The sequence below is a fragment of the Lysobacter sp. CCNWLW3 genome (assembly GCF_036697405.1).
Classification (GTDB): Bacteria; Pseudomonadota; Gammaproteobacteria; order Xanthomonadales; family Xanthomonadaceae; genus Lysobacter.
The window spans coordinates 395,401-417,184 of sequence record NZ_JBAHWA010000002.1; the positions used below are offsets into that span (position 1 = coordinate 395,401).

The window sequence follows — 21,784 nt, forward strand, 5'->3', positions numbered from 1 at the left end:
CGGCGTCAGATCTCGTCGGCACGGAAGGCATCGCGCAGCCAGTTCAGGCGCGGAGCGCTGGGATCGCCGTCGGCTTCGATCACGTCGAAGCGGCAAGGCGCGTTGCGGTAGGAACGGTGCGCGGCAAGGAAGGCCTGCGCGGCCTGGACCAGGCGCCGGCGCTTGCCGGCGTCGACCGAGGCCGCGCCGCCGCCGAAGGCCGCGCTGCGGCGGTAACGCACTTCGACGAACACCACGCAGTGCTCGCGCGCGCTCGGGTCCAGCATCACCAGGTCGAGCTCGCCGAAACGGAAGTTGGCGTTGGCGGCGATGTCGCGCAGGCCCTGCGCGAGCAGATGTTCGCGCGCGGCGGCTTCGACCGCCGCACCGCGGCTGCGTCGATCCGTCGGCGCGGGCATGGCGCGGCGCTTACTGGCGCGCCACGTCGCTCAGCGAAACCGCGACGCCGCTGCTGAAGGTCGACCACGCTGGCGTACGCATCACGTTGCCGAAGCCGTCGATGCGCAGGGTGCCGGTGGCGCCGGTGACCTGGCCGTCGGCCGAGGTCGCCAGGCGTTCCAGATAGGCCGACAGCAGCCAGGCGTCGTAGCCGAACGCGAACAGGCGCGCGGCCGGTCCGCGCGCGGTCGGCAGGGTCTGGCCGGCGGACGCCGCCGCGGGCAGGCCGCGCACGCCGCGCGTGGTCCAGGCTTCGGACGGGAACACGATGCCGTCGAGCACGCGGTCCTGTTCCGGCTTGCCGGTGCCCGAAAGCACGTAGGAGGTCGCCACGCGCGGCTTGCCGCCCAGCCCGGCCAGAGCCAGCTTGGGCATCAGCGTGCGCGCCGAGGCGCCCTTGACCGCCAGGAAGATCGCATCGACGCCGCCGTCCTTGTTGGCGAAGGGCGCGAAGTCGGCGGTGCCTTCGCCGACCACGTCGGTGACCGCGGCGCCGCGTTCGTTCAAGCGCGCGCGCAGCGAGGCGACCGCACGGCTCTGGCCGTCGTCGCCGCCGCCGACCACGAGCACGCGGCGCGCGCCGCGGCCGAGCAGGTAGTCGGCCGCCGCGATGCCTTCGTCTTCGGGCGACAACGAAAAACTGGCGTTGCCCGACGGCGGCGCGACCGTGCCGCGGTTGAGGGCGAGCACCGCCACCGGCAGCGTGCCCTTGCCGAACAGCGCGCTGACCTCGTCGCGGCCGAGCGGGCCGACCACGAAATCGTTGCCCTCGGCGGCGGCCTTGTCGTAGGCGGCCAGGGTGCCGCCGGCGGTGCCGAGGGTGTCGTAGAAGACCACGTCCGGGCGGCGGCGGTTTTCGCCGTAGTAGCCGGCCAGGAAGCCGTCGCGCACCGGCGAGGCGGCGGTGGCCAGGCCGCCCGACAGCGGCAGCAGCACCGCGATCTTGTTCGGCGGACGGTAGCCGTCGCTGTCGGCCGGCGGACGGTTGGCGCTGAAGCGCCAGCCTTCGCCGCGGTCGAACGGACGCGGCAGCGGCAGGCCGCGGCGCAACAGGGCGCGGCCTGCGTAGTTGTAGAGCGGGTCGCCGGCCGGCAGCGCGGCGGCTTCGCGGGCCAGGCTGTCGTTGTCGAGCTGGTTGAGCAGGCGCTCGATCTGGCTGTCGTTCTCGCTGCGCGCCGCGCCGCCGAGGGCGGCGCCGTTGCGCGCCAGCTCGCTGGCCTGCACCACCAGCGGATGGCCGGCGGTGCGCGCCGGCGCCGGGCCGGTATGGGTGGTCACCGTGCCGCAGCCCGCCAGCGCCAGGCCCAGCGCCAGGGCGGCGAAGGCGAACCGCGCGCCGCGCCAGCCGATCCGGCCGGCAGCGGTAGGCGTAAGGGTGGATCCTGCGATCTCGAGCTGAAGGCGCATCGGCTTGCTTCCCGCCGCGACGCGGCGTTCCTTGGGGGACCGGTTAGGATTCTACCCGGCCCCGACACGGAAGCACGATGCACAGCCCCGGTACCCTTCACATCGTTGCGACCCCGATCGGCAACCTCGGCGACCTGTCGCCGCGCGCGCTGGAAACCCTGCGCAGCGTGGCCGCGATTTGCGCCGAGGACACCCGCCATACCCGCCAGTTGCTGTCCCACTTCGGCCTGGAGCGGCCCCTGCTGGCCCTGCACCAGCACAACGAAGACGCGCAGGCGGCGCAGCTGATCGCGCGCCTGCAGACAGGCGACAGCCTGGCGCTGGTCTCCGATGCCGGCACGCCCCTGGTCAGCGACCCCGGTTTCCGCCTGGTGCGCGCCGCGCGCGCGGCCGGCATCCGGGTCTCGCCGGTGCCCGGCGCCTGCGCCGCGATCGCCGCGCTCAGCGTGGCCGGGCTGGCCTCGGACCGGTTCGCGTTCGAGGGCTTCCTGCCGGCCAAGGCGTCCGCGCGCCGCGAACGCCTGGCCCGGCTGGCGGCGGAGCCGCGCACCCTGCTGTTCTACGAATCCGCGCACCGCATCGAGGAAGCGCTGGCCGACATGGCCGCCGCATTCGGCGACGAACGCCCGGCGGTACTGGCGCGCGAGCTGACCAAACTGTTCGAGACCGTGCTCGACGGCAGCCTGGCGCAGTTGCGCGAGCGCGTCGCGGCCGATCCCAACCAGCGCAAGGGCGAGTTCGTGGTGATGATCGAGGGCGCCGGCGAAGACGCCGATGCCCAGATCGTCGAGGGGCGCCGGCTGTACGCGAAACTCAGCGAATACCTGAAGCCGTCGCAGGCGGCCAAGCTCGCCGCCGAACTCAGCGGCGCGCCGCGCAAGGCCTTGTACGGCGGCGATTGAGGTCGGCGCCAGCGGCGATCGTCGGGTGAGCCGGCCGGCTTCGTCCTGAGCGGCGCGGGTTCCTGGTCCGCATGGGCGAGGCGCGATGCCGTCGCAGGGCGCAATGGCCGACGGGCTGGCGGCCGCCAACGGCGTGGAAGCCGGCCGCTGCTCGCGGCCTTTCGCTTCCTCGCGCGGGCTAATCCGTTTGCGCCGGGTCAGCCTGGGTCAGCGCGGCGACCAGGCTGTCCATCAGCTCCGGACCGGCCAGCACCTGGAAATTCCAGATGTCCTCGGATACGAAGATCGGCAGGCCGTTGAGCAACAGCACCCGCTCGCCGCCGTCGAAACCCAGCATCCGCTCCAGCTCGGTTTCGGTTTCGCGGATCGCGCGATAGGCGGCCCAGAAGCTGTCGTGCAGTCGCTGTTCGCTCCAGTCGGGCAGGCGCCGGGCCAGGTCCTGGGCGCCGATCAGGCCGTGACGGCGCAGCATGCCCAGCGGATACAGCGGGTAGCGGTCTTCCGGATCGTCGCTTTGCATGGGGTCGCAGTTCGCTCCTTGCCTGAATGTTTGCGCCGCCTCGTGCCTTTGATTCAGCCGCGGCGCGGCGGCCCGATGCCGCACGTGCGACAATACGCGCGGCGGAGTCGGCCAGGCAGTCGCGTCATCGGATCGCAAGATCGGGTGCCGAGGAAAGTCCGGGCTCCACAGGGCACGGTGCCAGGTAACGCCTGGGCGGCGCGAGCCGACGGAAAGTGCAACAGAGAGCAGACCGCCGAACGGCGTCGCAAGACGCGCGTGGTAAGGGTGAAACGGTGCGGTAAGAGCGCACCGCGAGTCCGGCAACGGACCGGCACGGCAAACCCCACCGGGAGCAAGGCCAAATAGGGAGACTATGCCGCGGCCCGCGGTGTCTCCGGGTAGGCTGCTTGAGCGTAGCGGTGACGCTGCGCCTAGAGGAATGACTGCTCACGACAGAACCCGGCTTATGGCCGGCTCCGCCGCTTTTTTAGACGCCGAGGGCGTCTAAAAAAGCCCCAAAGTTTTCGGAGAAAACTTTGGGCCCCAGGCTATCGCTTCCAATCCCCGCCGCTTCGCGGCGCCCCCTTACTAAGGGGGCTCTCCATATCGAGCGGCGTCGCAAGGGGCGGCCGCTTCCTGTGGGAGCGGCGTGAGCCGCGATGCATTTCGTGCTGCGCACGAAATCCCAAACTTGCTGCGCAAGTTCGGGCCCCGCTATGTGCTTCCAATCCCCGCGGCTATCGCCGCGCCCCCTTAGTAAGGGGGCTCCCCATATCGAGCTGTGTCGCGATGGGCTGCTTTCTGTGGGAGCGGCGTGAGCCGCGATGCACTTCGCGCTGCGCACGGAATCCCAAGCTTGCTGTGCGAGTTCGGGGCCCGCCATGGGCTTTCAATCCCGCCGCTATCGCGGTGCTTCCTTACTAAGGGGCTCTTCACTGGAGCGGAGTCGCGGTAATGGGGGCTCTTGGCTGCCGCGGCTGGCCGCATGACCCCCATTCAGAATTCGGCTGCGGGGGCGCTGGCGTCGGGGCGTCGCCTTCGGATCGCCGGCTCATCGTCCCAATTTGGATGTTGCGGCGCAGCAGGCCGGCTGCCGGGCCGCTGCAGATTGCGACGGCGGTCAAACTAATCGCCAGAATCTCAAAATATGAGACGAAACAAAGGTTAGTGGATAAGTCTTGAATAAAGTTCTGAAGATTGCCGCAAGCCATTGATGCGCCTAGCGAAATTCAGTCTCAAAAGTTGTTGACAACCTTGTGCGCAGTGCTAAGGTGGGCATCCGAGGGAAAACCGGGTTTTTTGTGGTTTTTTCGGAGGCTTGGCCGCCGGTTGGTGGCCAGTACGCAGGTGATCCGTCGCGAGGCGGACCTAACCAGGCGACCCGTCCGGTAGAGAGGGGCGCCGCACAAGGTGGGCAATGTTCCAGGGCGAAACCGCCATCACGATCGACGACAAGGGCCGGCTAGCGGTGCCCACCGCTTACCGGGACCTCGTCGCGCGCGATTGCGGCAACCGTCTGGTCATCACCTACAACCCGTTCGAGGCCGGCAGCCTCTACCTCTATCCGCTGGCGATCTGGGAACGCGTGCGCGACCAGGTCAACGCGCTGCCCAAGGCCAAGAAGGTCAACCGCAACATCCAGCTCAAGCTGGTCGGCGCGGCGTCCTTCGTCGAGCTCGACGGCAACGGCCGCATCACCGTGCCGGCCAGCCATCGCGCCGCCGTGGGCATAGAGAAGAAGGCCGTGCTGCTGGGCATGGGCGACAAATTCGAGTTGTGGAGCGAGCAGGCGCATCACGCCCAGATCCGTCAGACCATTACCGACGACGATCTGAGCGACGAGCTGCTCGACCTGCAGCTGTGACGGGCGGTGGCATGGAGCGCCCGGGTGCGCGGTCCGGCCACCTCCCCGTGATGTATCGGCAGGTCCTGGACGGCCTGCGCATCGACGGGAGTGGGACGTACCTGGATGGGACGTTCGGCCGTGGCGGTCACGCGCGCGGCGTACTCGATCAACTCGGCGCCGGAGGCCGGCTGCTGCTGATGGACAAGGATCCCGAAGCGATCGCCGTCGCCGAACGCGAGTTCGGCGCCGATCCGCGCGTGGCGATCTTCCGCGGCAGCTTCGCCCAGCTCGCGCATTGGGACGCGACCGCCGCCGGCCTGGACGGCGTGCTGCTGGACCTGGGCGTGTCCTCGCCGCAGCTGGACGTGGCCGAGCGCGGTTTCAGCTTCGGCAAGGACGGCCCGCTGGACATGCGCATGGACCCCGACAGCGGCCAGAGCGCGGCGCAGTGGCTGGCCGAGGCGTCCGATCGCGAGATCGCCGACGTGCTGTGGACCTACGGCGAGGAACGCCAGAGCCGCCGGATCGCGCGCGCCATCGTCGCCCGCCGCGGCGAGCAGGCGCTGACCCGCACCGCCCAGCTGGCCGATCTGATCGCCTCGGTGGTGCCGCGCGGCGGCGACAAGATCCACCCGGCCACGCGCAGCTTCCAGGCCATCCGCATCCACATCAACCGCGAGCTGGCCGATCTGGAGGCCGGGCTCGACGGCGCGCTGGCGCGGCTCAAGCCCGGCGGCCGCCTGGCGGTGATCAGCTTCCACTCGCTGGAAGACCGCATCGTCAAGCAGTTCATCCTGCGCCACAGCAAGGCGCCGCCGGCCAACCGCCGCATGCCGGTCGAGATCGCGTTCACGCCGACCCTGCTGGCGGTGGACGGCGCCCAGAAGGCGCTGAACGAAGAGACCGCCGACAACCCGCGCGCGCGCAGCGCGGTATTGCGCGTGGCCGAAAAGCTGGGGGTGGCCGCATGACCTTGCGCCTGCTCCTGACCGTGCTGGTGGTGGCCAATCTGGCCTCGGCCCTGGCCGTGGTCTACGCGCGCCATCAGCACCGCCAGTACTTCGTCCAGATCAACAAGCTCGACCGCGAACGCGACGAGCTCAATATCGAGTTCGGCCGCCTGCAGCTGGAGCAGGCGACCTGGGCCGAAAGCAACCGCATCGACCAGGTCGCGCGCGACCGGCTGGGCATGAAGTTTCCGGAAGGCCCCGAAACCGTGGTGATCAAGCCATGAGCCGGCGCGACGATCATCGCAGCGGCCCGCTGGACCGCCTGTTGGGCGAGCGCGGCAAGCGCCAGGGCCCGTACTCGCGCGGGTCCTCGGATCGCGGCGCCGGCAAGCCGCGCGGCCGCGCCCGCTTCGACCTGCGCAACCGTCTGCTGATCGTCGGCGGCGCCCTGGGCCTGTGCGCGGTGGCGCTGGTCGGGCGCGCGTTCTATCTGCAGGTGATCGGCAACGATTTCTATCGCCAGCAGGGCGACGCGCGCGCGCTGCGCGAGATTCCGATCCCGACCTCGCGCGGCATGATCACCGACCGCAACGGCGAGCCGCTGGCGGTGTCCACTCCGGTGGAGTCGATCTGGGGTAATCCCAAGGAGCTGCTGAAGAATCCGGCGCGCCTGCCGGAGCTGGCGGCCGCGCTGGGCGTGCCCACCGACTACCTCACGCGCAAGCTCAGCCAGCGCTCGGGCAAGGAATTCCTGTACCTCAAGCGCCGGATCAATCCGGACGAGGCCCATCGCATCCTCGCGCGCAAGATTCCCGGCGTGTTCTCGCAGCGCGAGTTCCGTCGCTTCTACCCGCAGGGCGAGGCGATGGCGCACGTGCTGGGCTTCACCAACATCGACGACCGCGGCCAGGAAGGCCTGGAACTGGCCTTCGACGATTGGTTGCGCGGCAAGCCCGGCGCCAAGCGCGTGATCCGCGACGGCGCCGGCCGCATCATCGAGAACGTCGACCTGGTCAAGTCGGCCGAGCCCGGCCACGACCTGACGCTCACGATCGACCGCCGCATCCAATACCTGACCTATCGCGAACTGCGCCGCGCCCTGCTCGAAACCGGCGCCAGCAGCGGTTCGGCGGTGGTCCTGGACGTGGATACCGGCGAAGTGCTGGCGATGGCCAACCTGCCGACCTATAACCCGAACCTGCTGGGCTCGGGCAATCCGGATACGCACCGCAACCGCGCCGTCACCGACGTGGTCGAGCCGGGTTCGACCATGAAGCCGATCACCATCGCCGCGGCCCTGCAGGCCGGCCGGGTCACGCCCAACACCATCGTCGATACCCGACCGGGCTCGATGCCCAACGGCCGTTACCGCATCAACGACACGCACAACTACGGCGTGCTGACGGTCACCGGCGTGATCACCAAGAGTTCCAACGTCGGCGCGGCCAAGCTCGCGCTGCCGCTGCCGAACGACTACTACTACCAGTTCGTGAAGGGCTTCGGCTACGGCAGCAAGCCCGAAAGCGGCTTCCCGGGCGAGTCCTCGGGCGTGCTGATGCCGCCGGACCGGTGGAGCGGCACCACCAAGGCGACCATGTCCTACGGCTACGGCCTGTCGGCGACGCCGCTGCAGATCGCGATGGCCTACGCGGCGATGGCCAACGGCGGCAAGCTGATCGCGCCGACCTTCGTGCGCGGCCAGCGCAACGAGCCGCGCCAGGCGCTGGACCCGAAGATCTCGGCCGAGGTCATGCGCATGATGCAGACCGTGACCGAGCCCGGCGGCACCGCCAAGACCGCGGCGATCCTGGGCTATCACGTCGCCGGCAAGACCGGCACGGCGCGCAAGTTCAGCGGCACCGGCGGCTATTCCAACAAGTACATCTCGCTGTTCGCCGGCGTGGTGCCGGTCAAGCGCCCGCGTTTCGCCATGACCGTGGTCATCAGCGAGCCGGATCCGTCGATGCGCGGCTATTACGGCGGCTCGGTGTCCGGCCCGGTGTTCCGCAACGTCATGGACGGCGCGCTGCGCCTGATGGACGTGGCGCCCGACGACATCGACACCTGGCTGGCGGCGCAGTCGGCGGCCGAGGCCAAGCGCCTCAAGGCCAACGGCGGCAAGCCCAGCGGGCCGGTGCTGCCGATCGACGCCGAAAGCGTGAGCGAAAACATCGAAGAACTGCCCGCCGACCTGCCGCCGGTGGCGGCGGGCGCGATCGCGCCGATCGGAGCCGGACGATGAACGCCGCGCGCCGTGCCATGCCGCTGACCGAACTGCTGCCCGACGTGGCCGCGGTGCCGGCCGGCCTGAGCGTCACCGGACTCACCCTGGACAGCCGCGCGGTGCGCGCGGGCGACGCCTTCGTGGCGATCGCCGGTTTCGGCGCGCACGGGCTGAAGTTCGTCGCCCAGGCGCGTGCCGCCGGGGCCAGCGCGATCCTGTTCGAACCGCCCGCGCCGGACGAGCTGCCCGCGCCCGACGACGCCATCGCCGTGCCCGGCCTGCGCGCGCGTCTGGGCGAGATGGGCGATCATTTCCACGGCCGCGCCAGCGCCGCGATGAGCATGGTCGGCGTGACCGGCACCAACGGCAAAACCTCGACCGTGCAGCTGCTGGCCCAGGCCTGGCACCTGCGTGGCCTGCGCTGCGGCACGATCGGCACGCTGGGCGCCGGCCTCTATGGCCAGATCGTGCCGACCGGCTTCACCACCCCACTGGTGCTGCAGCTGCATGAGCTGCTGGCCGACATGCACGACGCCGGCGCCCAAGCCGTGGCGATGGAAGTCAGCTCGCACGCGCTCGACCAGGGTCGCGTCGACGGCGTGCACTTCGATGTCGGCGTGTTCACCAATCTCACCCGCGACCACCTCGACTATCACGGCGACATGGCCAGCTACGGCGCGGCCAAGGCGCGTCTGTTCGCGTGGCCGGGCCTGCGCGCGGGCGCGATCAACCTCGACGACGCCTTCGGGCGCGAGCTGCATGCGGGCCTGCCGGCGTCGATACGCGCGATCGGCTTGAGTTCGCGCGGCGCCGCCGGCGCCGATCTGCGCGCCGAACGCCTGAGCCTGGACAACCGCGGCATCGGCTTCGATCTGGTGGTCGCAGGCCAGGCGCATGCGGTGGCCTCGCCGCTGCTGGGCCGCTTCAACGTGGACAATCTGTTGGCCGTCGCCGGCGCGCTGTACGCGCTGGGCGAGGCGCCGGCGCAGATCGCCGCGACCCTGTCGCAGCTGCAGCCCATCCACGGCCGCATGAACCGACTCGGCGGCGCCGACGGGCGCCCGCTGGTGGTGATCGACTACGCGCACACCCCGGACGCGCTGGAGCAGGCGCTGGCCTCGCTGCGCGGCCACGCGCGCGCGCGCCTGATCTGCGTGTTCGGCTGCGGCGGCGAACGCGACCGCGGCAAGCGCCCGCAGATGGCCGCGATCGCCGAGGCCGGCGCGGACACGGTGGTGGTCACCGACGACAACCCGCGCCGCGAGGACGGCGACGCCATCGTCGCCGACATCGTCGCCGGCTTCGCCCATCCCGAACGCGCGATCGTGTTGCGCGACCGCGCCGCCGCGATCGCGCGCGCGATCGCCGACGCCGGCGCCGACGACATCGTGCTGGTGGCCGGCAAGGGCCACGAGCCTTACCAGGACATCGACGGCGTGCAGCACCCATTCGACGACACCGAAGTCGCGCGCGCGGCGCTGGGGGCTGGCGCATGAAGGCGCTACGCCTGTCCGAGATCGCGCGCATGACCGGCGGCCGCCTGCACGGCGAGGATGCCGTGGTCGCGTCCGTGGTCACCGACACCCGCGCCCTGGCCGATGCGCGCCAGGCCCTGTTCGTCGCACTCAAGGGCGAGCGTTTCGACGGCCACGACCATGTCGCCGCCGCGGCCGCCGCCGGCGTGGCCGGCGCGCTGGTCTCGCGCGAGATCGACGCGGCCGTGCCGCAGGTGGTGGTGGCCGACACCGAGCGCGCGCTGGCCGCCTTCGCCGCGGCCGTGCAGCGCGAGCGCAGCGCCACCGTCACCCTGGCGATCACCGGCAGCAGCGGCAAGACCAGCGTCAAGAACCTGACCATCGCGATCCTGGAGCGCGCCGGCCGCGCCTATGCCACGCCCGGCAACCGCAACAACGAGATCGGCATGCCGCTGGCGGTGCTGGCCGCGCCCGAGGACGCGCAGTACGCGGTCTACGAGATGGGCACCGGCGCGCCGGGCGACATCGCCTACCTGACCGCGATCGCGCCCGCGCGCGTGGCCCTGGTCAACAACGTCGCGCCGGCGCACCTGGAGCGCATGGGCAGCCTGCTCGCGATCGCCGACACCAAGGCCGCGGTCTACGACTCGCTGCCGCCGGACGGCGTGGCGGTGATCAACGCCGACGACGCGTTCGCGCCGTATTTTGCCGAGCGCGCGCACGGCCGCCGCCTGATCCGCTTCGGCCTGGACGCCAGCGCCGACGTGAGCGCGCGCGATATCCGCCTGGGCGAGGAGGGCTCGCAGTTCGTGCTGACCGCGCCGCAGGGCGAGGCCGCGATCGCGCTGGCCATTCCCGGCCGCCACAACGTGCGCAACGCGCTGGCGGCGGCTTCGCTGGCGCTGGGCGCGGGCGTGGCGCTGGAGACCATCGCGGCCGGCCTCAACGCCGCGCGCCCGGTGTCCGGGCGCCTGGTCACGCACCGCCTGCGCAACGGCGCGGTGTTGATCGACGACAGCTACAACGCCAACCCGGGCTCGCTGGCCGCGGCCATCGACACGCTCGCCGACGCCACCGCGCACGGCCGCACGGGCGAGGGCTGGCTGGTCCTGGGCGACATGCGCGAACTCGGCCCGGACGGCGCGGCGATGCACGCCGAGGCCGGGCGCCGCGCCAAGGGCGCCGGCCTCAAGCGTCTGTTCGCGCTGGGCGCGCTCAGCGCCGAGGCGGCGCGCGCGTTCGGCGAGGGCGCCACGCATTACGACAGCCATGAAGCGCTGGCACAGGCGCTCGCGGCTGAGCTGCGCGAGGGTGTGCGCGCGCTGGTGAAGGGGTCGCGCGGCAGCGCGATGGATCGAATCGTGACAGCGCTGCTGGCCAGCGACGCGTCGCCGAATGGGGAGGAACCGACGCATGCTGCTTGAATTGACGCGCTGGCTGGAACAACTGCAGAGCCTGTTCGGCCTGTTCGGCTACCTGACTTTCCGCGGCATCCTCAGCGCGCTGACCGCGCTGGGGCTGTCGCTGTGGTGGGGCCCGGCGGTGATCCGCAAGCTGGCCCAGTACAAGGGCGGCCAGCCGATCCGCAAGGACGGGCCGCAGTCGCACTTCTCCAAGGCCGGCACCCCGACCATGGGCGGCGCGCTGATCCTGATGACCGTGCTGGCCTCGGTGCTGCTGTGGGGCGACCTGCGCAACCGCTACGTCTGGCTGGTGATCGCGGTGATGCTGGCGTTCGGCGCGATCGGCTGGTACGACGACTGGATCAAGATCGTACACCGCGACCCGAACGGCCTGAAGTCGCGCTGGAAGTACCTGCTGCAGTCGATCTTCGGCCTGGCCGCGGGCGTGTTCCTGTACTACACCGCCGACGCCCCGGCCGCGACCACCTTCTACATCCCGATGCTGAAGTCGATCGCCCTGCCGATGGTGGGCGTGACCTTCATCGCGATCGCCTACTTCTGGATCGTCGGCTTCTCCAACGCGGTCAACCTGACCGACGGCCTGGACGGCCTGGCGATCATGCCGACCGTGCTGGTCGCCTGCGCGCTGGGCGTGTTCGCCTACGCCTCGGGCAACGCGGTGTTCTCCAACTATCTGCAGATTCCGCAGGTGCCGGGGGCGGGCGAGCTGGTGATCATCTGCGCGGCCATCGCCGGCGCCGGCCTGGGCTTCCTGTGGTTCAACACCTATCCGGCGATGGTGTTCATGGGCGACATCGGCGCGCTGGCGCTGGGCGCGGTGCTGGGCACCATCGCGGTGATCGTGCGCCAGGAACTGGTGCTGGTGGTCATGGGCGGCGTGTTCGTGATCGAAACCCTGTCGGTGATGATCCAGGTGGCCTCGTTCAAGCTCACCGGCAAGCGCGTGTTCCGGATGGCGCCCATCCACCACCACTTCGAGCTCAAGGGCTGGCCGGAGCCGCGCGTGATCGTGCGCTTCTGGATCATCTCGGTGGTGCTCGTCCTCGTCGGCCTGGCGACCTTGAAGGTGCGCTGATGAACGACACCGCCGCACGCCAGGCAACCCGCCTCGACGCCATCCACGGCCGCTACGATCCGTGGCTGTTGGCGGTGTCGTGCGCGCTGGCCTGCGTCGGTCTGGTGATGGTCGGCTCGGCTTCGATCGGCATCGCCGACGGGCTGGACGTGGGTCCGTTCTACTTCCTGGTCAAGCACGCGATCTTCCTGGCCGTGGGCCTGGTCGCGGCGCTGTGGCTGATGCGCACCGAGCTCAAGACCCTGGAGCAGTACAACCAGGTCCTGCTGCTGGTGTGCCTGGTGCTGCTGCTGGCGGTGTTCGTGCCCGGCATCGGCAAGAGCGTCAACGGCGCGCGCCGCTGGCTCAACCTGGGCGTGTCCAACTTCCAGGCGGTGGAGGCGGTCAAGCTGCTCTACATCCTGTGGCTGGCGAGCTACCTCAAGCGCTTCAGCGAGGACATTTCGGCGACCTGGATGGCGATGCTCAAGCCGATCGGCGTGGCGGTGATCCTGGTGGCCCTGCTGCTGCTGCAGCCCGATTTCGGTTCCTCCTCGCTGATCCTGGCGATCACCGCCGGCATGCTGGTGCTGGGCGGCGTGAACATGCCGCGCATGTTCGGCCCGGTCCTGATCGGCTTGCCGGTGCTGGCGATCGTCGCGATCGCCGAGCCCTACCGGGTGAGCCGGCTGACCTCGTTCCTGGATCCCTGGTCGGATCCGTTCAAGACCGGCTACCAGCTCACCAACGCCTTGATGGCGGTCGGCCGCGGCGAATGGCTGGGCGTGGGCCTGGGCGCGTCGGTGCAGAAACTGAACTACCTGCCCGAGGCGCATACCGACTTCATCCTGGCGGTGATCGCCGAGGAATTCGGTTTCGTCGGCGTGTGCGCGGTGGTCGGCATGTATGCGCTGCTGACCGGGCGCGCGCTGTGGATCGGCCTGAAGTGCGTGGAGATGCGCCGCCACTTCTCCGGCTACGTCGCTTTCGGCATCGCCCTTTGGCTGGGCCTGCAGAGTTTCGTTTCGATCGGCGTGAACCTGGGCCTGCTGCCGACCAAGGGCCTGACCCTGCCGATGATCTCTTCCGGCGGTTCCAGCGTGATCATGACCTGCGCCGCCCTGGGCGTGCTGCTGCGCGTGTCCTACGAACTCGACCGCGCCCAGCGCCAGGTCGCGCGCCTGCGCAACGAAGCCGCGCAGCCGTCCAGCGGCGTGCCGGCGACCGCGAACCCGCTGCCGGCCGGCGTCGCCGCCGAGCCGGTGCGCGGCACCAGCCGCCTGCGCCAGCGCGCCGAACCCAGCCTGGGGAGGACGGCATGAGCGTGAACAACGCCGCCACCGACTCCGACCTGCATCCGGTGATGATCCTCGCCGGCGGCACCGGCGGGCACATCTTCCCAGGGCTCGCGGTCGCGCATGCGCTGATCGCGCGCGGTGCCCCGGTGCTGTGGCTGGGCGCCGACGGCGGCATGGAAACCCGCCTGGTGCCGCAGCACGGCATCGCGATCGACACCATCGCCGTGCGCGGCATCCGCGGCAAGGGCGTGGGCGCGTTGCTGGCGGCGCCGTTCAAGGTGCTGGCGGCGGTGCGCGCGGCCGCGCAGACCCTGCGCGAGCGCCAACCGCGCGCGGTGATCAGCTTCGGCGGTTACGCCGCCGGGCCCGGCGGCATCGCCGCGCGCCTGGCCGGGATCCCGCTGATCGTGCACGAGCAGAACCGCGCGCCCGGCATGACCAACCGCGTGCTGGCGAAGTTCGCCCGGCATGTGCTGACCGGTTTCCCGGACACCTTCGCCAACGGCCGGGAAGAAGTCGTCGGCAACCCGGTGCGCGCCGAAATCGCCGCGCTGGCGCCGCCGGCCGAGCGCTACGCCGGCCGCGGCGGTCCGCTGCGCCTGCTGGTGCTGGGCGGCAGCCAGGGCGCGCGCGCGCTCAACGCCGCGGTGCCCAAGGCGATCGCCGGCCTGCGCGGGCGCCTGAGCTACGAAGTGCGCCACCAGTGCGGCGAGAAGCTGCGCGAGGACGCGGTGCGCGCCTACGCCGAGGCCGGCGTGAGCGCTTCGGTCGAACCCTTCATCGCCGACATGGCCGCGGCCTACGCCTGGGCCGATCTGGTGATCTGCCGCGCCGGCGCGCTGACCCTGGCCGAGCTGTGCGCGGCCGGCGTCGGCAGCGTGCTGGTGCCGTTCCCGCAGGCGGTCGACGATCACCAGACCAAGAACGCGCAGTACCTGGTCGACCGTGGCGCGGCCCAGCTGCTGCCGCAAAGCACCGATCTGGCCGAGCGCATCTCGGCCACCATCGAAATTCTCGGCGAGCGCGAGGGCCTGTTGCAGATGGCCATCGCCGCGCGCGCCCTGGCCAAACCCGACGCGGCCGAACGCGTCGCCGACATCGTCCTGGAGCAATCGAACATGAGGAAGCCGGCATGAGTACGGCCCTGCGCCGCCGGCTGCAGCACACGGGCGATCTCGCCAAGGCCTTCCCGCGCGTGCATTTCGTCGGCATCGGCGGCACCGGCATGAGCGGCATCGCCGAGGTCATGTGCACCCTGGGCTATCAGGTCTCCGGCTCGGACATGGCCGACAACGCGGTCACCCGCCGCCTGGCCTCGCTGGGCATCGCGGTGCACCGCGGCCACGCCGCCGCCAACGTGCTGGGCAGCGACTGCGTGGTGGTGTCCAGCGCGATCAAGCGCGACAACCCGGAGCTGATGGAAGCGCGCGCGCAGCGCATTCCGGTGGTGCCGCGCGCCGAGATGCTGGCCGAGCTGATGCGCTTCCGCCGCGGCATCGCGGTCGCCGGTACCCACGGCAAGACCACTACCACCTCGCTGGCGGCCAGCGTGCTCGGCGAGGGCGGCATCGACCCGACCTTCGTGATCGGCGGCCAGCTGCTCGCCGCCGGCGCCAACGCGCGCCTGGGCGGCGGCCAGTGGCTGGTGGCCGAGGCCGACGAGAGCGACGGCAGCTTCCTGCGCCTGAACCCGCAGATCGCGATCGTCACCAACATCGACGCCGACCACCTGGAGAACTACGGCGGCGACTTCGCCAAGGTCCAGGCCGCGTTCGAGGAATTCCTGCACCGCCTGCCGTTCTACGGCCTGGCGGTGCTGTGCATCGACGACCCCAAGGTCGCCGCGCTGGCCGCCGAGACGCCGCGCCATGTCATGACCTACGGCTTCGACGAGGCCGCCGACGTGCGCGCCGAGGACGTCGAGCAGCACGGTCCGAACATGCGCTTCACCCTGTGCCTGCCGGACGCGACCCGCACCGCGGTGACCCTGGCGCTGCCGGGCCGGCACAACGTCCAGAACGCGCTGGCCGCGGCCGCGGTGGGCTGGCAGCTGGGCGTGCAGCCCGACGCGATCGCGCGCGCGCTGCAGAACTTCGCCGGCATCGGCCGCCGCTTCAATCTGCTCGCGCAGCTGCGTACCGCCAAGGGCGCGACCGTGCAGTTGGTCGACGATTACGGCCACCACCCCAAGGAACTCGAAGCCGTATTCGCCGCCGCGCGCGGCGGCTGGCCGGACAAACGCCTGGTGGTCGCGTTCCAGCCGCACCGCTACAGCCGCACCCGCGATCTGTTCGACGAGTTCGCCGCGGTCTTGTCCAGCGTCGACGCGCTGGTGCTGACCGAGGTCTATCCGGCCGGCGAGGCGCCGATCGCCGGCGCCGACGCCAAATCGCTGGCGCGCGCGATCCGCGCGCGCGGCCGCATCGATCCGGTGGTGGTCGGCGGCGCGGCCGAGCTGGCCGCGGTGCTGCCCGATGTCCTCAACGACGGCGACCTGCTGCTGATGATGGGGGCCGGCGACATCGGCCACGCCGCGCAGCAGATCGCCAGCCAAGGTTTCCAGGGAGAATCCAAGTGAGTTCGCAGTTCGCCCCGCTCCGCGTCACCGATCCGGCCGTGTTCGGACGCGTCGCCGTGCTCATGGGCGGCACCAGCGCCGAGCGCGAGGTGTCGCTGGATTCCGGCCGCGGCGTGCTGGAGGCGCTGCGCTCGCGCGGCGTCGACGCGTTCGCCGTCGACGGCATCCCGGCCCTGATCGAAGCGATCCAGTCCGGCCGCGTCGATCGCGTGTTCAACATCCTGCACGGCAACAAGGGCGGCGGCGAAGACGGCGTGCTGCAGGGCGTGCTGGAAGCGTTCGGCGTGCCCTACACCGGTTCGGACGTGCTCGGCTCGGCGCTGGCCATGGACAAGATCCGCACCAAGCAGGTGTGGATGGCCGAAGGCCTGCCGACCCCGCGCTACAAGCGCATCGCCAAGGGCGAGGACGTGCACGCGGCGGCGCGCGAGATCGGCCTGCCGGTGATCATCAAGCCGTCCAGCGAAGGCTCCAGCGTGGGCGTGTCGCGGGTACTGGCCGACGCCGACATCGACGAGGCCGTGGCCCTGGCCGCGCGCTACCCCGGCGAGATGCTGATGGAGCAGATGGTGATCGGCGACGAGCTCACCGTGGCGGTGCTGATCGACGGCGACGGCTACACCGCGCTGCCCTCGATCCGGATCGTGCCCAAGGGCCCCTGGTACGACTACCACGCCAAGTACATCGCCGACGACACCCAGTATCTGTGCCCAGGCCTGGAAGGCGAGGTCGAGGACGAGATCCGCCGCATCGCGATGCGCGCCTTCGTCGCCGCCGGTTGCAAGGGCTGGGGCCGGGTCGACGTGATGCGCGACTGCGCCAGCGGCCAGCTGTATCTGATCGAGGTCAACACCGCGCCGGGCATGACCAGCCATTCGCTGGTGCCCAAGGCGGCGCGTCAGGTCGGGATCGAGTACGACGAGCTGTGCTGGCGCGTGCTCGAGGCGACGGTGCAAGGAGGTGCAACGGCGTGAACGCCATGCTGCGCCTGATCGGTTGGCTGCTCGCGCTGGCGCTGGTCGCGCTGCCGGTGGTCGCCGTGCTCAACGGCTGGATCGGCGCGGGCCAATGGCCGCTGCGCAAGCTGCGCGTGACCGGGCAGTTCGATCGCGTCGACGAGGCGCTGCTGCGCAGCACGCTGCTGCCTTACGCGCGGCGCGGCTTCTTCGCGGTCGACCTGGCCTCGGCGCAGGCCGCGGTGGCCAAGCTGCCCTGGGTCGAACACGCCGAGGTGCGCAAGCGCTGGCCGGACGTGCTGGAAGTGAGCGTGGCCGAGCACCGTCCGTTCGCGCGCTGGGGCGCCGACCGCCTGCTGTCGGAGCAGGGCCGGCTGTTCCCCGCCAAGGGCATCGAGGTGCCCAAGGGCCTGCCGCAGTTCGCCGGTCCGGAGACGCGCGTGGCCGAGGTGGTGGCGCTGTACAACGAGTCGCGCGCGATGTTCGCGCCGATCGGGATGGAGGTGCAGCGGGTCGAGATCGACCAGCGCGGCAGTTGCACCCTCGGCCTGGTCAACGGCGCCGCCCCGGGCGGCACCGAAGTCGTGGTCGGTCGCGAGCAGGCGCGCGCGCGCTTGTCGCGCTTCGTGCGGTTGATGCCGCGCTTGCTGGCGCAACGGGTGCAGATCCTGGCCCGCGCCGACCTTCGTTACACCAATGGTTTCGCGCTGTCGTGGGCGCCGGTCACGGCCCCCACGCCCGCAACGCAACAGCAGCAGGAAAAGTCATGAATCGCAAAGGCGACAAATCGCTGATCGTCGGCCTCGACATCGGCACCTCGAAGGTGGTCGCGCTGGTGGGCGAGTACTCGCCCGGCAACCCGATCGAGGTCATCGGCATCGGATCGCACGAATCGCGCGGGCTCAAGCGCGGCGTGGTGGTCGATATCGAGTCGACGGTGCAGTCGATCCAGCGCGCGATCGAGGAGGCCGAGCTGATGGCCGGCTGCGAGATCCGCTCGGTCTACGCCTCGATCTCCGGCAACCACGTGCAGTGCCGCAACTCGCAGGGCATCGCCCCGATCCGCGACGGCGAGGTCACCTACGGCGATCTCGACCGCGTGCTGGAAGCGGCCAAGGCGGTGGCGATCCCGGCCGACCAGAAGATCCTGCACGCGATCCCGCGCGACTACGTGCTCGACGATTCGCAGGAGGGCATCCGCAATCCGGTCGGCATGACCGGCGTGCGCCTGGAGGTGCACGCGCACCTGGTGGTGTGCGCGCAGTCGGCCGCGGCCAACATCAGCAAATGCGTGCAGCGCTGCGGCCTGCAGGTCGACGACCTGATCCTGAGCGTGCTGGCCTCCAGCACCGCGGTGCTGACCAGCGACGAGCGCGAACTGGGCGTGGTCCTGGTCGACATCGGCGCCGGCACCACCGACATCGCGGTGTTCGTGCAGGGCGCGATCGCGCACAGCGCGAGCCTGGCGATCGCCGGCGACAAGGTCACCGAGGACATCGCTCACATGCTGCGCACGCCCACCCCGGAAGCCGAGCAGATCAAGGTCCGCTACGCCTGCGCGCTGGCGCAGATGGCCACCGCCGAGGAATCCATCCAGGTGCCCAGCGTCGGCGACCGCCCGCCGCGGCGCATGCCGCGCCACTCGCTGGCGCAGGCGGTGCAGGCGCGCTACGAGGAGATCTTCGAAATGATCCAGGCCGAGCTGCGCCGTTCGGGTTTCGAACAGCACGTGCGCGCGGGCATGGTCCTGACCGGCGGCGCGGCGAAGATGGAAGGCGTGGTCGAACTGGCCGAGGAAATGCTGCAGATGCCGGTGCGCGTGGGCATTCCGCAGCACGTGACCGGGCTGGGCGAGGTGGTCGGCAACCCGGTCCACGCCACCGGCGTGGGCCTGTTGCTGATGGGCAGCCAGATCGAACACCCGCGGCGCAGCTCGGTGATTCCGACCGGACGCGCCGGCAGCTTCTTCAACAAGATCAAGAACTGGTACCGCGGCGAGTTTTGAAAGCCGGGATTCGGGATTTGGGATTTGAGATCGGTTAGAGCGGCGGGCGAGAAGGCGGCGAGCGAAAGATTTGCAACACGTTCCAAAAACGGCAGTGCACCAAAAACGTCGGTGGTGAGGACGAAAGGCGAGGGGCCCGCTTCTGCGAATCCCCAATCCCCAATCCCCAATCCCGGCACTTATAAGAGGACGAGGACATGGCACATTTCGAACTGGTTGAAAAAATGGCCCCGAACGCGGTCATCAAGGTCGTTGGCGTGGGCGGCGGCGGCGGCAACGCCGTGGCGCACATGGTCAGCGGCAACGTCGACGGGGTGGAATTCATCACCGCCAACACCGACGCCCAGGCGATCAAGAACTGCGGCGCCAAGCTGCAGCTGCAGCTGGGCAGCAACGTCACCAAGGGCCTGGGCGCGGGCGCGAATCCGGAAGTCGGCCGCCAGGCCGCGCTGGAGGACCGCGAGCGCATCATGGACGCGCTGACCGGCGCCGACATGGTGTTCATCACCGCCGGCATGGGCGGCGGCACCGGCACCGGCGCCGCGCCGGTGGTGGCCCAGCTGGCCAAGGAGATGGGCATCCTGACCGTGGCCGTGGTCACCAAGCCGTTCCCGTTCGAGGGACGCCGCCGCATGCAGGTCGCGCTCAAGGGCATCGAGGAGCTGTCGCACCACTGCGATTCGCTGATCACGATCCCGAACGAGAAGCTGATCACCGTGCTCGGCCGCAACGCGACCATGATCCAGGCCTTCCGCGCCGCCAACGACGTCCTGCTGGGCGCCGTGCAGGGCATCGCCGACCTGATCGTGCGTCCGGGCCTGATCAACGTCGACTTCGCCGACGTGCGCACCGTGATGAGCGAGATGGGCCTGGCGATGATGGGCACCGGTTCGGCGCGCGGCGACGATCGCGCCCAGGCCGCGGCCGAGTCGGCGATCCAGAACCCGCTGCTGGACGACGTCAACCTGTCCGGCGCCAACGGCATCCTGGTCAACATCACCGCCGGTCCGGACTTCACCATGGCCGAGTTCGACGAGGTCGGCCGCACCATCGAAGGCTTCGCCTCCGAGGACGCGACCGTCGTCATCGGCACCGTGCTCGATCCGGACATGCAGGACGAGGTCAAGGTCACCGTGGTCGCCACCGGCCTCAACCGCGTCGCCGCCAAGCAGTCGGTGCGCGGCCAGGGCTACGACCGCGAATCGCAGCGCGCGCCGATCCAGCTGGTGCGCAACGCGACCACCGGCCAGCCCGAGTTCTCGGCCATGGACGAAATGCCGTCCTCGCCGATGCCCAGCTTCGGCGGCAGCCTGCGCGGCGGCTCGCGTCCGATCGAGACCTCGGCCCCGGCCGTGGCCGACTTCGGCAACGACAGCAGCTACCTGGACATCCCGGCGTTCCTGCGCCGCCAGGCGGACTGAAAGGCGAGGAGTGAGCGTAGAGGAGTGAGGAGAGAGTAAGAGCGGCTTTCGCTCGCTTCTCACTTCTTTCAGCTCACTCCTGCTGTCAGATCCCGGGTCGGATTCGTCCCCTGGCCCGGGGGCAATACTCCGCCGCGCGCTCCGGTGCGCGGCGTTTGGACCGGTCGGCCCGTCCCTAGGCGGGTCGGCCGGTCGGTTTCTCGACCGGAACGCCGGTAGGACACTGCGTCCTTTCCGTTCAGGTTCAGGAACCTGCGTGCTACCCTTGCGCGGTTTCGACCCCGTCCCGATAGTGGATGGCGTCGGCCGCCAGACCCCGATACCTTCAAGACCGGCCGTTCCCCCCAAGAGCCAGGTGTCCACCGATCCATGTTGCGTCAGCGCACCCTCAAGAACGTGATCCGCGCCACCGGCGTGGGCCTGCACAGCGGCGAGAAGGTTTTTCTCACCCTGCGTCCGGCCCCGGTGGACAGCGGCGTCGTGTTCCGGCGCGTCGACCTGGACCCGGTGGTGGAGATCCCCGCGGCGGCGCAGCTGGTCACCGAGACCGTGCTGTGCACCGGCCTGACCCAGGGCGCGGGCAAGGTCATGACCGTCGAACACCTGCTGTCGGCCCTGGCCGGCCTGGGCATCGACAACATCTTTATTGAATTGTCCGCGGCCGAAGTGCCGATCATGGACGGTTCCGCCGGTCCCTTCGTGTTCCTGCTGCAGTCGGCGGGCATCGCCGAGCAGGAGGCGCCCAAGCGCTTCATCCGCATCAAGCGCCCGGTCGAGGTCAGTCACGGCGACAAGGTCGCCCGTTTCGAGCCTTACGAGGGCTTCCGCCTGGGCTTCACCGTGGTGTTCGACCACCCGGCCATCCCGGCCTCGCAGTCGCGCGCGGAAGTGGAGTTCTCGACCGAGAACTACGTCCGCGAAGTCAGCCGCGCCCGCACCTTCGGCTTCATGCGCGACCTGGAGTACATGCGCGAGCGCAACCTCGGCCTGGGCGGCTCGATGGACAACGCGATCGTGCTGGACGAGTTCCGGGTCCTGAACGACGACGGCCTGCGCTACGCCGACGAATTCGTGCGCCACAAGATCCTCGACGCGGTCGGCGACCTGTACCTGGCCGGGCACCCGATCATCGGCGCCTACGAGGGTTACAAGTCCGGCCACGCGCTCAACAATCAGCTGGTGCGCGCCCTGCTGGCCGAGCGTTCGGCCTGGGAAGAAGTCACCTACACCGACGCCGACGCACCGCCGGTGGCCTACGGCGTGCCGGTCACGGCCTGAGCCTGCCGCCCGTCCCGGCAAAGCCT

At 70.2% G+C, this 21,784-nt stretch carries 19 protein-coding genes and 1 other RNA gene; 17 read left to right on the forward strand and 3 right to left on the reverse strand.

Annotated features, from left to right (window positions below):
* Window positions 1–5: 5 nt before the first annotated feature.
* Both V1318_RS07060 and V1318_RS07065 read right to left on the reverse strand, forming a co-directional pair.
* Window positions 6–398, reverse strand: coding sequence for a YraN family protein (locus V1318_RS07060; protein ID WP_332938906.1), 393 nt, complete (start codon window positions 396–398; stop codon window positions 6–8).
* 10 nt (window positions 399–408) lie between these two features.
* Window positions 409–1,845 carry a penicillin-binding protein activator gene (locus V1318_RS07065; RefSeq protein ID WP_332938908.1) on the reverse strand — a complete coding sequence of 479 codons (1,437 nt, stop codon included), beginning with the start codon at window positions 1,843–1,845 and terminating at the stop codon, window positions 409–411.
* Window positions 1,846–1,922: 77 nt separating this feature from the next.
* Between V1318_RS07065 and rsmI the strand changes: the two genes are divergently transcribed.
* Entirely contained in the window at window positions 1,923–2,747 is an 825-nt protein-coding gene (gene rsmI / locus V1318_RS07070; RefSeq protein WP_332938911.1) for a 16S rRNA (cytidine(1402)-2'-O)-methyltransferase, read from the forward strand.
* A 178-nt stretch (window positions 2,748–2,925) separates the two neighbouring features.
* On the opposite strand, the gene V1318_RS07075 is transcribed toward rsmI, so the two are convergent.
* Entirely contained in the window at window positions 2,926–3,267 is a 342-nt protein-coding gene (locus V1318_RS07075; protein ID WP_332938913.1) for a hypothetical protein, read from the reverse strand.
* 103 nt (window positions 3,268–3,370) lie between these two features.
* Here V1318_RS07075 and rnpB point away from each other — a divergent pair.
* The 16 genes from rnpB to lpxC all read left to right on the forward strand — a co-directional run bounded on the left by rnpB (window position 3,371) and on the right by lpxC (window position 21,758).
* Window positions 3,371–3,731, forward strand: an RNA gene (gene rnpB / locus V1318_RS07080) — RNase P RNA component class A.
* A gap of 935 nt (window positions 3,732–4,666) precedes the next feature.
* Entirely contained in the window at window positions 4,667–5,113 is a 447-nt protein-coding gene (mraZ, locus tag V1318_RS07085; protein ID WP_057160503.1) for a division/cell wall cluster transcriptional repressor MraZ, read from the forward strand.
* A gap of 11 nt (window positions 5,114–5,124) precedes the next feature.
* Window positions 5,125–6,066 carry a 16S rRNA (cytosine(1402)-N(4))-methyltransferase RsmH gene (gene rsmH / locus V1318_RS07090; protein ID WP_332938916.1) on the forward strand — a complete coding sequence of 314 codons (942 nt, stop codon included), beginning with the start codon at window positions 5,125–5,127 and terminating at the stop codon, window positions 6,064–6,066.
* Window positions 6,063–6,329 (forward strand): cell division protein FtsL, encoded by a 267-nt coding sequence (gene ftsL, locus V1318_RS07095; protein ID WP_332938918.1) that lies wholly within the window; start codon window positions 6,063–6,065, stop codon window positions 6,327–6,329. Before rsmH ends, ftsL begins: the two co-directional genes overlap by 4 nt.
* Window positions 6,326–8,287 (forward strand): penicillin-binding transpeptidase domain-containing protein, encoded by a 1,962-nt coding sequence (locus V1318_RS07100; RefSeq protein ID WP_332938919.1) that lies wholly within the window; start codon window positions 6,326–6,328, stop codon window positions 8,285–8,287. Before ftsL ends, V1318_RS07100 begins: the two co-directional genes overlap by 4 nt.
* Window positions 8,288–8,304: 17 nt before the next feature.
* Complete coding sequence (locus tag V1318_RS07105; protein WP_332939013.1) at window positions 8,305–9,765, forward strand: UDP-N-acetylmuramoyl-L-alanyl-D-glutamate--2,6-diaminopimelate ligase; 1,461 nt, start codon at window positions 8,305–8,307, stop codon at window positions 9,763–9,765.
* Complete coding sequence (gene murF / locus V1318_RS07110; RefSeq protein WP_332938920.1) at window positions 9,762–11,168, forward strand: UDP-N-acetylmuramoyl-tripeptide--D-alanyl-D-alanine ligase; 1,407 nt, start codon at window positions 9,762–9,764, stop codon at window positions 11,166–11,168. The genes V1318_RS07105 and murF overlap by 4 nt, the downstream gene beginning before the upstream one ends.
* A complete protein-coding gene (gene mraY / locus V1318_RS07115) occupies window positions 11,158–12,243 on the forward strand; it encodes a phospho-N-acetylmuramoyl-pentapeptide-transferase (RefSeq protein WP_332938921.1) in 1,086 nt (361 codons plus the stop codon). The genes murF and mraY overlap by 11 nt, the downstream gene beginning before the upstream one ends.
* On the forward strand, window positions 12,243–13,544 hold the full coding sequence (gene ftsW / locus V1318_RS07120) for a putative lipid II flippase FtsW (RefSeq protein ID WP_332938922.1): 1,302 nt from the start codon (window positions 12,243–12,245) through the stop codon (window positions 13,542–13,544). The genes mraY and ftsW overlap by 1 nt, the downstream gene beginning before the upstream one ends.
* Window positions 13,541–14,656: an undecaprenyldiphospho-muramoylpentapeptide beta-N-acetylglucosaminyltransferase gene (gene murG / locus V1318_RS07125; protein WP_332938924.1), complete on the forward strand. Its 1,116-nt coding sequence runs from the start codon at window positions 13,541–13,543 to the stop codon at window positions 14,654–14,656. The genes ftsW and murG overlap by 4 nt, the downstream gene beginning before the upstream one ends.
* Window positions 14,657–14,664: 8 nt before the next feature.
* On the forward strand, window positions 14,665–16,098 hold the full coding sequence (gene murC, locus V1318_RS07130; protein ID WP_332939014.1) for a UDP-N-acetylmuramate--L-alanine ligase: 1,434 nt from the start codon (window positions 14,665–14,667) through the stop codon (window positions 16,096–16,098).
* Window positions 16,095–17,072, forward strand: coding sequence for a D-alanine--D-alanine ligase (locus tag V1318_RS07135; protein WP_332938926.1), 978 nt, complete (start codon window positions 16,095–16,097; stop codon window positions 17,070–17,072). Before murC ends, V1318_RS07135 begins: the two co-directional genes overlap by 4 nt.
* Window positions 17,069–17,824 (forward strand): cell division protein FtsQ/DivIB, encoded by a 756-nt coding sequence (locus V1318_RS07140; RefSeq protein WP_332938928.1) that lies wholly within the window; start codon window positions 17,069–17,071, stop codon window positions 17,822–17,824. Before V1318_RS07135 ends, V1318_RS07140 begins: the two co-directional genes overlap by 4 nt.
* Entirely contained in the window at window positions 17,821–19,059 is a 1,239-nt protein-coding gene (gene ftsA / locus V1318_RS07145; protein WP_055908594.1) for a cell division protein FtsA, read from the forward strand. Before V1318_RS07140 ends, ftsA begins: the two co-directional genes overlap by 4 nt.
* Before the next feature lie 197 nt (window positions 19,060–19,256).
* Window positions 19,257–20,480 carry a cell division protein FtsZ gene (ftsZ, locus tag V1318_RS07150; protein WP_055908591.1) on the forward strand — a complete coding sequence of 408 codons (1,224 nt, stop codon included), beginning with the start codon at window positions 19,257–19,259 and terminating at the stop codon, window positions 20,478–20,480.
* 369 nt (window positions 20,481–20,849) lie between these two features.
* Window positions 20,850–21,758: a UDP-3-O-acyl-N-acetylglucosamine deacetylase gene (gene lpxC, locus V1318_RS07155; protein ID WP_332938931.1), complete on the forward strand. Its 909-nt coding sequence runs from the start codon at window positions 20,850–20,852 to the stop codon at window positions 21,756–21,758.
* Window positions 21,759–21,784: the final 26 nt, after the last annotated feature.